The organism is Alistipes sp. CAG:268 (assembly GCA_000434235.1).
In the GTDB taxonomy this organism is placed as follows: Bacteria; Bacteroidota; Bacteroidia; order Bacteroidales; family Rikenellaceae; genus Alistipes; species Alistipes avistercoris.
The window spans coordinates 9,285-21,104 of the sequence record FR892002.1 but is presented as its reverse complement, the minus strand read 5'-3'; the positions used below and the strand labels follow the sequence as shown (position 1 = coordinate 21,104).

General features: G+C 62.1%; 10 protein-coding genes and 1 tRNA gene. 2 read left to right on the top strand and 9 right to left on the bottom strand.

The features are described 5' to 3' along the window. The first annotated feature begins 44 nt into the window (after positions 1-44). Positions 45-410 (top strand): MarR family winged helix-turn-helix transcriptional regulator, encoded by a 366-nt coding sequence (locus QZL63_RS06170; protein ID WP_022308457.1) that lies wholly within the window; start codon positions 45-47, stop codon positions 408-410. 19 nt (positions 411-429) lie between these two features. Here the strand turns inward: QZL63_RS06170 and QZL63_RS06165 are convergent, their stop codons facing one another. From QZL63_RS06165 to QZL63_RS06135, 7 genes are all read right to left on the bottom strand, one after another. Continuing rightward, on the bottom strand, positions 430-1,200 hold the full coding sequence (locus QZL63_RS06165; protein ID WP_022308456.1) for a LytR/AlgR family response regulator transcription factor: 771 nt from the start codon (positions 1,198-1,200) through the stop codon (positions 430-432). Next, positions 1,193-2,230 carry a sensor histidine kinase gene (locus QZL63_RS06160; RefSeq protein ID WP_022308455.1) on the bottom strand — a complete coding sequence of 346 codons (1,038 nt, stop codon included), beginning with the start codon at positions 2,228-2,230 and terminating at the stop codon, positions 1,193-1,195. The genes QZL63_RS06165 and QZL63_RS06160 overlap by 8 nt, the downstream gene beginning before the upstream one ends. 33 nt (positions 2,231-2,263) lie before the next feature. Next, entirely contained in the window at positions 2,264-3,565 is a 1,302-nt protein-coding gene (locus tag QZL63_RS06155; protein ID WP_022308454.1) for a TolC family protein, read from the bottom strand. A 2-nt stretch (positions 3,566-3,567) separates the two neighbouring features. Then, positions 3,568-6,594, bottom strand: a complete 3,027-nt coding sequence (locus QZL63_RS06150; protein WP_022308453.1) for an efflux RND transporter permease subunit — start codon at positions 6,592-6,594, stop codon at positions 3,568-3,570. Beyond that, positions 6,591-7,181 (bottom strand): TetR/AcrR family transcriptional regulator, encoded by a 591-nt coding sequence (locus QZL63_RS06145; protein WP_022308452.1) that lies wholly within the window; start codon positions 7,179-7,181, stop codon positions 6,591-6,593. Before QZL63_RS06145 ends, QZL63_RS06150 begins: the two co-directional genes overlap by 4 nt. Then, complete coding sequence (locus QZL63_RS06140; protein ID WP_022308451.1) at positions 7,178-8,242, bottom strand: efflux RND transporter periplasmic adaptor subunit; 1,065 nt, start codon at positions 8,240-8,242, stop codon at positions 7,178-7,180. The genes QZL63_RS06145 and QZL63_RS06140 overlap by 4 nt, the downstream gene beginning before the upstream one ends. Before the next feature lie 174 nt (positions 8,243-8,416). Beyond that, a complete protein-coding gene (locus QZL63_RS06135; RefSeq protein ID WP_022308450.1) occupies positions 8,417-9,181 on the bottom strand; it encodes a LuxR C-terminal-related transcriptional regulator in 765 nt (254 codons plus the stop codon). A gap of 127 nt (positions 9,182-9,308) precedes the next feature. Here QZL63_RS06135 and QZL63_RS06130 point away from each other — a divergent pair, with 127 nt between their 5' ends. After that, on the top strand, positions 9,309-9,962 hold the full coding sequence (locus QZL63_RS06130) for a DUF1349 domain-containing protein (protein ID WP_022308449.1): 654 nt from the start codon (positions 9,309-9,311) through the stop codon (positions 9,960-9,962). Positions 9,963-10,117: 155 nt separating this feature from the next. Here the strand turns inward: QZL63_RS06130 and QZL63_RS06125 are convergent. Both QZL63_RS06125 and QZL63_RS06120 read right to left on the bottom strand, forming a co-directional pair. Then, positions 10,118-10,193 (bottom strand) — tRNA-Gly (locus tag QZL63_RS06125). Between the two features lie 162 nt (positions 10,194-10,355). Further along, on the bottom strand, positions 10,356-11,627 hold the full coding sequence (locus QZL63_RS06120) for an aminotransferase class I/II-fold pyridoxal phosphate-dependent enzyme (RefSeq protein WP_022308448.1): 1,272 nt from the start codon (positions 11,625-11,627) through the stop codon (positions 10,356-10,358). Positions 11,628-11,820 lie beyond the last annotated feature (193 nt).

The following is an 11,820-nucleotide window of genomic DNA, read 5'->3' as shown; positions in this document are numbered from 1 at the left end:
GTCGAATCGCCTATCTTTGCAGCGATATAACCCAACCGCGGAACATGGAACCGATCTGTATCATCAAGGAGATATACAAAACGCTCTACCAATTCGAAAAGACATTCGCCGAGGCACACGACATCACCATCAACGAGGCCATGCTGCTCTGCTGCCTGAAGAGCGGGGAGGCCAAGTCGGCCGGCTCGATCTGCGAATACATCGGATTGTCCAACTCGCGGGTCTCGAAGGTCATCACGGCCGTCGAGAACAAAGGCTACATCCGCCGCGACATCAACCGCGACGACAAACGGCAGATGTTCTTCTCGCTGACCGAAGAAGGGATGGAGAAGGCCCGGACGATGATGCAGTCAGAACTCCGCTTCAGCGAGCTGTTCGAGCAGCTCAAAACCCTCGCCGAAAAGCGGTGACCGTCGGCCGGAGAGCGGATCAATAGTTCAACCAGGCCTTGAAGAGCGGGACCCGCTCCTCACTCACGGTGATCCGCTCCTTGTGGGGCGGGTGCACCGTCACCGAAACCTTTCCGTTGAAATAGGGCTCGAGGCGGTCGATCGCCCCCACCGAGAGCAGCACCTGGCGGTTGGCCCGGAAGAAGCGGTCGGGATCGAGCTGCTCCTCGAGACGGCTCAACGGGAGGTCCACCACATGGTTCCGCCCGGCAAAGGTCACCGCCGTCGTCACCTTGTTCTCCGAGTAGAAATAGGCCACATCATCGACCGGCAGCGTGAGGAAACGGTCTACCCCGGCAATCAGAAACCGGGTGCGGAAACGCTTTTCTCGCCGCTGCAGGGCATCGAGCAGCGTCTCGAGGTAGTCGTCGGGCGGCAGCATCCGCCCCCGGAGCTCCTCATAACGCGCGATGGCTTCGGCCAGGCGCTCCTCATCGACAGGCTTGAGGATGTAGTCGATGCTGCTGACGCTGAACGCCCGCACGGCATATTCGTCGTAGGCCGTAGTGAAGACGACGGCCGACGAAGGACGCGCCTGCGAGAGGAGTTCGAACGAAGTGCCGTCGGCAAGCTGGATGTCGAGGAACAGCAGGTCGGGATGGCGGTTCGCGGCGAACCACTGCACGGCCTCCTCGACGCTGCCGGGCAACACCTCGATCTCCCAGGCGGGGCGCAGGCGCGCAATGAGCGTACGGAGCAGCCGGGCGGCCGGGACCTCGTCCTCGACGATGGCAACACGGAGTTTATTCATGGCTCAGGGGTATTTTCACGGTGAAACATCCGTCGGTTCGGCTCACCTCGATTCCGCGTCCCAACATGATCCGGCAACGGTTCGAGAGGTTCTGCAGTCCGACACCTCCGGACTCCGCCCCGCGCTTGGGGCGGACGGGATTCGAGACCGTCAGCCACCCCTCCGAGGCCGAGATCGTGATCTCGAGCGGGCGCGACACCGTGATGGCGTTGTGCTTGATGACATTCTCGATGAGCAGTTGCAGGGTCAGCGGCGGCAGGCGGAACTCATGCATTCCGTCGGGGATCTCCGTCCGGCAGCCGAGGCAGTCGCCCAGCCGCACCCGGTGGAGATAAAGGAAGGCGTCGGCAAAGCGCAGCTCCTCGCCGAGCGTCACCAGCGGACGGTTCTGCACCTGCAGCACATAACGGTAGACCTCCGAGAGACGCCGCGTGAACGAAACGGCCCGCGCTGGATCGTACTCGATCTCGGCAATCAGCGTATTGAGGCTGTTGAAGAGAAAGTGAGGGTTGAGTTGCTGTTGCAGGGCCGTGTAGCGGGCCGTATTGTTCTCGCGCTGCAACTCGGCGGCCCGCTGCCGCAGACGCAGCGTCTGGGCCATGGCCCGGTTGGCGAGCAGCAGTCCCAGTACGGCCAGTTCGACCAGCCAGACGACGACCAGCATCCGCACCCCGCCGTTCGGGAAGGCGAAAGGATGACGCGATCCGGCCAACAGCTTTCCCGTGACCAGAAATCCGTAATCGACCAGGAAGAACATCCCCAGCACCCCCGCAACCGCCAGCACGATCTTCCACCTGCCGGGCGCATGGAGCTGATACTGCACATGAAGCCACTCGGAGATGCGCAGCGTCAGAAAGCCCAATGCGTTGAAGAGCACGATCAGGAAGATCGCACCCCAACGGGTTTTCAACACATTCTCCGTCGCGGGTGAAAGGTTTGTATAACCGGCCAGCAGCAGCCAGGCAAAAAGCCCCAACCCGGAGAAGAGCAAGGCGGACAACCATCTGTTCTTTCGATCGGTACGCATCATGCGGTGTTTTCGGACGTCTAAAGATACGAAAAGTTATTGAAACCGGTACCCGTCCGTGGCCTTCAGCAGCTCGGCAAAGTGGAGCCGGGCCGCCTCCTTGGCCGACACAAGGTTCTCCTGCGCCGTCTGGCGATAGAGCTGCGCGTCGATCACTTCGGAGATCGAGATCGCCCCTTCCACGTACTTCTCCGTGGCACGGCGTTCGTTCTCGACAGCCTTTTCCAGCGACGAGGCGGCCAGCGCCACCCGCTCCTGCGCTTCGTCGAGGGCCGTGCGGGCCGTGCGGGTCTCCAGATCGAGGTCCGTCTCCACCCGGTGCAGGGCATCGGCAGCCATACCGATGCGGTATTCGGCAGCACTCCGTTCACGACGTCGCTTGCCACCCTGGAAGATCGGCACGGAGAGCTGCGCATAGAGCGTCCAGTTGGGCGAAAGGTCGGGGCGGAAATCATATCCCGGGGCATAATAACCCGCATTGGCCCCCACACCGAGCTGCGGTTTATACCGGGCATCAACGTACTGCAGGTTGCCCCGCTCCCAAACGATCCGCTCCTGCGCCAGCCGAATTTCGGGGTGCAGGGCCGCCGCCGAAAGTCCCGACGCTCCGGACCCGACCTCCGGAAGTGACGTACCGACCGGGGTCTCGGCATCGAGCGGACTGCCGATAAGCGCATTGAGCGCCATGCGCCCCGTCTCGAAGTCGCTCCGCACCTGCAGCAGCCGGTAGCGGGCTTCGTTGAGCTTGACCTCCACGGTGAGCAGCTCCTGCCGGTCGCACAGGCCGGCCTCGACCCGTTCGCGGACGACCCGCTCCAGATCGGCCACGGCACGCAGGTAATCTTCGGCCACCGACATCCGTTCGCGGCGGGCCACGGTCGTCCAGTACTGCAGATCGACCCGATAGCAGACCTCCGTGCGGAGCAGTTCGCGCCGGGCCTCGCTCATGCGGGTCTCGGATTCGGCCATGCGGATCGCCCCGGTGATCCGCCCGCCCGTATAGAGCGGCTGCACCAGGGTGGCCGAAGCCCCGTATTTCCAGTTCTGCCCCTCGAGGATCAGCGGCCCTACCCCGGGCAGTTCGGCCGCATACTTCAGCGGGTTGCCCGTATAGCGGAAATCACCCCCGGCCGAGAGGGTCGGAATCCGCTCGGCTCGCGCCGCACGCTCCAGTTCGGCACTGGCTTCGATGTGTTTGGCGGCGGCCCTCAAATCGTCGTCACAATCGAGCGCCATCCGGCGGTAGCGCACCAGCAGCGAATCTTCGGCCGGCTGGGCAGCGGCCGGGCGCACGGCAGCAAGCAGGCAAAGGAGCGCCACAAGCGGGAAAGTCTTCATCGTCATCGGATTTTTACGTGGTAGAAAAGGGCGTAGAGTACCGGAGTCACGAAGAGCGTGAGCCCCGTGGCGAAGGTCAGGCCGAAGATGATCGTAGCAGCCATTCCCCCGAAGGCGATGTCGAACAGCAGGGGGATCATGCCGGCGATGGTCGTGATGGCGGCCATGAGCACGGGCCGCGTGCGGGCCACCGTGGCCTCGACGATCGCCCGCTGGAGCGAGGCGCCCGAACGGTACTGGGCATTGATCTCGTCGATGAGCACGATGACGTTCTTGATGATCATGCCCAGCAGCCCCAGCCATCCGGCAATGGGGAAGAAACCGAAGTCAAAGCCCGTGAGCAGCATCCCGACCGCGACGCCGATGAGCGACAGGGGCAGCACGCAAAGGATAATCAACGGCTCGCGGTAGTTGCCGAACAGCGCCACGAGGATCACGACCAGCACCAGGAAGGCCAGCGGGAAGTACTTCATCAGGGCCTCCATCGCCTCGCTCTGGTCCTTGAACTGCGAGTCCCAGAAGAAGGTATAGCCTTCGGGCAGGCGGATGGCCTCCACCTCGCGGCGGATCTCGCCGTGGACCTCGGACATCGTCGCCCCGGGCACGACACCGCACATTGCCGCCATCGAGAGCTGACGGTTGTAGGTCCGGATCTGGGGATACTCCCACGTGGTTTCGATGCCGCGCGTGAGCTGCGAGAGAGGCACCGAGCGGCCGCCGTTCCAGACGGAGAGCGTTCCGAGGTCGGTCAGACCTTCGGACGGCGTGCGGAGCAGCACCGGCACACGGTCCTCCTCGTCGCGGTAGACTCCGACCGGAAGGCCGTCGCCCGAGGCACGGACCGACTCCATCATCCGGGCCTTCGTGATGCCCATCGCCCCGGCCCGCACGGCGTCATAGTCCGGGCGGATCATCATCGCCATGTTGCCCCACTCGTTGCGGGCGTCGGCCACCTTCGGATTGCGGCGCATGACGGCCACGGCCTCGCCCACCAGCGAGTCGAGCACCGCCGGGTCGGGCCCCAGAAAACGCGCTTCGATCAGCGCCTCGGGCTGCGTGTTGAGCTCGAAGCGATTGACCTTGACCAGCGGCTCGGGAAAGCGGCGGCGCACCGAGTCCTGCAGGAACTCCTGCAGTGCCCGGGCCTCGGCCGACGAGCTGCATTTGACCAGCAGCTGCGCGAAGTTGGGCTGCGGACCGAACGAGGCATTCGAAAGGTAGTAGCGCGGCGGGGTGCGCCCGACGAAGGCCGAAACCTGCTCCACCTCCGGGAAGCGGCCGATCCAGCCGGCGATATCCGACGCCTCGACGTCGGTCCGCTCGATGCGCGTTCCCTCGGGCATCCACAGGTCCACCGTAAAGTAGGGCTTGTCGAGCGACGGTGTGAAGACCTTCGGGATGAAGCGGAAACTCCACGCCGAGAGTGCCAGAAGCAGCAGCAGTCCCCCGACAACGGCATACTTGCGGCGGATGACCGCACGCAGCGACGAGCGGAAGGCGTCGTAGAGCCGTCCCCCGTAAGGGTCTGCAACGGTCTGCCCGGGACGCGGGCGCGGCACGAACTCCTGGATGAAGAAGGGGGTCTGTGTCAGGGCGAAGACCCAGCTGAACATCAGCGACACGCCGATCACGACGACCAGCGACGAGAGCAGTTCGCCGGTGATGTGGGGCGAATAGTAGATCGGCAGGAAGGTCAGGATGGCGATCACCGTCGCAGCCAGCAGCGGGAGAGCCGTCGAGGAACAGGCCCTGAGGATGGCCACCCGCTTGCGCATGCCGCGCTGCATGGCGACGAGCGCCGAATCCGAGACGACGATGGCATTGTCCACCAGCATACCCATGGCGATGATGATCGCCGCGAGCGACATGCGCTGCAGGGCGACCCCCTCAACCTGCATGACCATCAGCGTGGCGAAGATCGAAAAGATCAGTCCGCTGCCGATCAGCAGGCCGTTGCGCAGGCCGATGAAGAAGAGCAGGATGGCGACAACCGTCAGCACCGAAATCACGAGGTTCCAGACGAAACCGCGGTTGGCCACCTCGGATTCGTGGCCCTGATCGTAGATCGGATGGAGGGCATAACCCTCGGGCAGGGTCGCGGCAAAGGAGTCGATGCGGTCGGCCACCGCCCGGGCCATCTCCACGACGTTGCCCGTCGAGACCGTGGCGACGGCCACGCCCAGGGCCGGACGTCCGTCGATGCGCATGAGGTTCGAGGCCGGACGGGCATAGCTCTCCTCGACGCGGGCGATATCCCCCAGCCGGAAGTGCTCACCCGACGGCGAGGTGATCGTCATCTGCCGGATGTCGTCCAGCGAACGGAACGTACCGGTCGATTCGATCCTCAGCCGGCTCTCCCCGGTCTCCAACGCCCCGGCATCGACCACGCGGTTCTGCTCGGCGAAGGCCCGGGCGATGTCCGCGGAGGTCAGCCCGCTGCGGGTCAGGAGAGCCGGAGGCACCGTGACCTCGACCGTAGGATGCTGCGACCCCCAAATCTCCACGCGCGCGACATCCTTCACCGTCAGCAGTTCGTCCTTGAGGCGCTTGGCCTCGTCGTCCAGCTCGCGCCAGGTATGGCCCTCGCCCGTCAGTCCGTAGAAGACCCCGAGCACGTCGCCGAAGTCGTCGTTCACCACCGACGGGCCCGCCCCGTCGGGCAGACGGCCCTGGACATCGGCGACCTTCCGCCGCAGCTTGTCCCACAGCTGCTGCATCTCGTCGGCACGCACCTCCTTCTTGACGTAGACCGTGATCTTCGACATGCCGACGCGGTTCTCGCTCTTCAGGTAATAGAGTTCGTCGAGCGACTGGATCGACTCCTCCAGCAGGTCCGTGACCTCGTTGCGCACCTCTTCGGGCGATGCGCCGGGATAGGGCGTCATGACCAGCGCCTGCTTGATGGTGAAGGGGGCATCCTCGAGTTTGCCCATGTGCGTATAGGAGAAGAGGCCGCCGAAGAGCACCAGCACGAGCAGCAGCCAGGTCACCGCCTTGTTCTTCAGAAAGTATTTTACCAGTGTATTCATGTCCGGGACAGGGTTTTGAGGTGTCGGTCAAGGTAAGCACGCCCCTTGATCGTGCAGAGACCGCGCATGTAGACAATAAGGATCTCGGGCGAGGAAAGGCTGCCCCGCCGCAGCGGATGCTCCTCCACGCTGCCGAAAAGCCGGATCAGGAAATCCGACACGACGGAGCTGACCGTATCCCGCGTAACGTCGCGGCAGAGATAGCCCGTCCCGGCATCCTGCTCGGCACGCATGCCGCAGGCGTCGGCATAGTTGAAGAGGCGCTCCTGAAAGAGCCGGTAAACCGGCAGGCAGCATTGGCGGAGCTCGCGGCTGCAGTGCATGACCCGCCGCAGATCGACCTTGCGGATACCGGCATAGAGCGTACAAAGGTCGTCGATCAGGATACCGCCCGTCGGGACAAGGAGCCGCTTGCGGAGCAGCCACCGCTCCAGACAGGTATCGAGCAGCTGTTCCTTGCTGGTGAAATAGAGATAAAGCGTGCGTTTGGAGATCCGCAGCTCGGATGCCACCATGTCCATGGTGAAGCGCCGGAATCCGATCTGCCCGAGCAGCTCCAGCGTACAGCCGATGATGCGCTCCTTCATGGCCTTGGAGATTCGGCGGTCAGCGCCCCGTCCGACGGCCCGACGGCGGCGACAATCTGGTCTTCATTGAGGAAGCGGAGCCCGCTCACGGCGACCGTCTCGCCGGCGGCCAGTCCGGCCCTTACCGTAATCCGGTCGTCGGGGAGCAGTTCTCCGGCGGTAATCTGCCGCCGTGCAACACGGCCCGAAGCCGGGTCCACGACCCAGACATGATCTCCCGCACCGGAAGTATGGCTGAGCGCCTTCCGGGGAATGACCACCACCGGCTGCGGCTGGTCCCGAAGGTCGAGGCAGACCCGACCCGAGAGACCTGCAGGAAGCTCCCCGCCGGGATTCGACAACAGGGCCGTGAGCAGGTAGGAGAGATTGTTCGGTGTGGTACTCCGCGCGCACTCGACCACCCCGGCCCGGAACGTCCGGCCCGGGATGTGGTCGAATTCAACGGCCACCTCATCGAGCTCCCGGGCCTGCATGGCGATCTCCTGCGTCACGAAGATCTCGATACGCAGCGAAGAGATGTCCGTAAGGGTCACCACCGGCTGCGAAGCCCTGACATCCTGATAACGTTCGATGAAGACCTCGCCGACACAGCCGTCGAACGGCGCAAGCAACTGCGTATCGTTGAGCGCATTCAGTGCCGCATCGCAGGCGGTTTCGGCCGCAACCCAGGCAGCCCGCGACGCCTCGTAGCTGCTGGCCGGCAGGTTGTCCTTTTCGTAGAGGGCCGCGACACGCTCGTAATCGGCACGTGCCTGCCTGCAGGCGGCGTCGGCCTGCTCGTAGCGCAGCCGGAAGTCGCGCGGGTCGATTCCGGCAATGAGATCGCCACAACGATAGCGGCTTCCGGCATAAACCTCGAACCGATCGACGGGCCCCGAGACGCGGAACGAAAGGACCGACGTACGCAGCGGCTTGGCGATAAAGGGATATTCACGCGAGGAGGAGACCTCGACGGTCGTAGCACGGGCCGTCTCGACACACATCGGGGAGTCGGGCTGCTGCCGGTCGGCACACGAGGCCGTCAGCAGCAGGAGCGGCAAAAGAAAGAATCTGGCATTCATCGGAGGGAGTTTTGTTTCCGGGGAGCAAAAATAGCCCCCGGCGGAACTCCCTTGCGGAATGATTTGCCCAACGCCGGAATTGAGGAGCCGAAACCGGACAGACGAAAACCGAAGTTTCCCATGCGGTTTGTCCGGACCGGGCCGCAGGCTTCGCCGCCGAACGGCAGAAGCGGATCAGAGAAGGTTCAGATCCCGGGCAATCCGGCAGGCCTCGATCGAGTTGTGCACCTGCAGCTTGCTCAGAATCTCCTGCCGATGGCGGCTGACGGTATGCACGCTGATCGACAGCCGTTCGGCGATCCCCTTGCTCGTCAGGCCGCTGTCGATCAGCCGGAGCACCTCGCGTTCGCGTTCCGACAGGAGATGCAGGTCTTCGCGCTTCTCCAGTTTCCGCACACGTCCGGTCGCCGTATGGACGACGGCTCCCGAATAGGGAAGAGAAACAAAGAGCGGGTTATAGAGGCAGAGGGTCAGCCAGAGGCTGTCGTCGAAAGGCGAAGGTATGTAGAACAGACGGTGCAGCGCCTGCTGGTAATTTCCGAAACGGTCCTTCATGCGCAATCTTTGCACGAGGCAATAGTCGGACCGCCGGCTTGCGGAAAGGTGTTTCACAAAATGGAAGAAATGGAGTTCCTGAAGGTATTTGTCCGTCAGGTCCTCGGGATGGATCAGCTTCAGGATCGCGGTCTCCCAGACCGAACCGATCTCCTCCCTCAACCCGGCGTGCGCATCGAGACCCAACAGCGCCGAAAAGCCTCCGTAACAGATATAGCTGCGGTCGGCATGCATGTCGCTCAGCACGGAGATGGCGTTCTCCATGCGGGCATAGACGCCGGCCAGCCTCTTGTAATGCTCCAGCACCTCGGAACGGGAAGTCTGGTCGGAACAGGCAAACTCCTGACCGAAAAACTCCCGGTTCAACTCGTCCACGATCTCCATATGGCGGAATGGTTATTTATGATTATTGCCGGTTCGCTCGCCGCGACCTACCTTTGCAAAGGTAATTCAGAACGGACAGTTATCCACACAAGACAACCGTAAATTTTCACAGAACAAAACCAAGCAGATGAAAAAGACAACGCTTCTGAGCCTGGTGCTCTTCGCCTCGCTGCACATGGCCGCAGCACAGACTCTGGAAAAGATGACCTGGTTCAACGAACCGGAACAGTGGGAGATCAGCGGAAACACCCTCTCACTCTTCGTCACCCCGCAGAGCGACTATTGGAGAATCTCGCACTATGGATTCACTGTGGACGACGCTCCCTTCTATTATGCCACCTACGGCGGAGAGTTCGAGGCCAAGATCAGGATCTCGGGAGAGTACCGCGAACGGTTCGACCAGGCCGGCCTGATGCTGCGCATCGACCACGAAAACTACATCAAGGCAGGCATCGAATTCGTGGACGGGAAATACAACCTCAGCACCGTGGTGACCCACCACACCTCCGACTGGAGCGTCATCACGCTGGAGAAGGCCGTACCCTGCATCTGGATCAAGGCCGTGCGGCGGCTCGACGCCGTCGAGATCTTCTATTCGTTCGACGACAAGGAGTACACGCTGATGCGCAACGCCTGGCTGCAGGACAACACGCCGGTCATGGTGGGCCCGATGGCTGCCTGCCCGGACGGGAAAGGGTTCCGGGCAACCTTCGATCATTTCCAGGTGAAGCACCTGCCGGACCTGCGGCGGCTGGAATGGCTGCGCAACAACGCCGAATAGCACACGGAAAACAAACATCCGCCTCATACGGGTTCAGGATCGGGCAGGGACCTCGAACGCGGAGACCCGAAAAAAGAAACGCCCTCATCCCGGCCGATTGGAGAAGAAAAAAGAAGAGGAGAACCTGAAAGTTCTCCTCTTCTTTGATTCTTCTCTGGAGCGGAAAACGGGACTCGGACCCGCGACCTCAACCTTGGCAAGGTTGCGCTCTACCAACTGAGCTATTTCCGCATTGCTCGATTGCGAGTGCAAAGGTAGGCAAAAAATCCGAATCTCCAAATTTTTGCCGCCATTTCCTCACAAAAACCGCAATATGGAAAACGAAAACTCCCGGACACATGTCCGGGAGTTCCTGATTATCGGTCGGTTGCCCCGACGCGGGCAATCTGCTTATTAGCGAACCTTGAATCCTTCGTCGGCGCGAACCGGGATCGGCAGCGATGCATAGTAGCCGCTTTCGAGCTTGTCGCGCACCGACTTGAAGGCCTCGAGCGTGTAGTTCACATCCTCGAGCGTGTGGGCGGCCGTCGGGATGACGCGCAGGATGATCTCGCCCTTCGGAATCACGGGGTAAACCACGATCGAGCAGAAGACGCCGTGGTTCTCGCGCAGGTCCACGATCAGGTTCGTGGCCTCCGGAATACCTCCCTTCATGAAGACGGGGGTCACGGGCGAGTTGGTCACGCCGATGTTGAACCCGTTCTCCTTCAGGCCGCTCTGCAGCGCACGGACGATCGTCCAGAGTTTCTGCTGGTATTCGGGGTGGTTGCGGATCAGCTCCAGACGCTTCAGTGCGCCGATGACCATCGGCATGGGCAGCGACTTGGCGTAGAGCTGCGAACGCATGTTGTAGCGCAGCAGGTTGATCAGCCAGCGGGGACCACTGACAAAGGCACCGATGCCGGCCATCGACTTGGCGAAGGTGTTGAAGAGCACGTCTACGCCGTCCACGACACCGAAATGCGAAGCCGTACCGCGGCCGCCCTCACCCATCGTGCCAAAGCCGTGGGCGTCGTCCACCAGGAGGCGGAACTTGAAATCCTTCTTCAGGGCCACGATCTCGTCGAGCTTGCCCAGGTCGCCCTTCATGCCGAAGACGCCCTCGGTGATCACGAGCACGCCGCCGTTCTGCTCCTCGGCCAGCTCAGTGGCATGCTTGAGCTGCAGGCGCAGCGACTCCATGTCGTTGTGGCCGTATACGAAGCGCTTGCCCTTGTGCAGGCGCAGGCCGTCGATGATGCAGGCGTGGGCCTCGGCATCGTAGACCACCACATCGCGCGGGGTCAGCAGGCAGTCGATGATCGAGAGCATGCCCTGGTAGCCGAAGTTGAGCAGGAAGGCATCCTCCTTGCCGACAAACTCGGCCAGTTCACGCTCCAGCTGCTCGTGGTACTTGGTCTGACCGCTCATCATGCGGGCACCCATCGGGGCTGCCATGCCGAACTGGGCGGCACCCTCGGCATCGGCCTTGCGCACCTCGGGATGGTTGGCCAGTCCGAGGTAGTTGTTCAGACTCCAGTTCAGCATCATCTTGCCCCGGAATTTCATGTGGGGGCCGATCTCGCCCTCCAGCTTCGGGAATGCGAAATATCCGTGCGCATACGACATGTACTGACCGATGGGTCCGCCGGCGTTCTTTTCGAGCCGGTCAAAGATATCAACCATATTTATTTGAATTTTATGTGTTTAGCCTCTCTGTGCCGGACCCGGACGGTCCGAATTTGCAAGTAAGCCGATTTAAACGACCAAAATTAGCCGTTTTTTACTCCGCACCGATACGCATAAATGCGTATTTTTTCCCTCAGGAACAGACGACGACGAAAAGCTCATACAAAAAACATCTTACTCTACCCCAGCA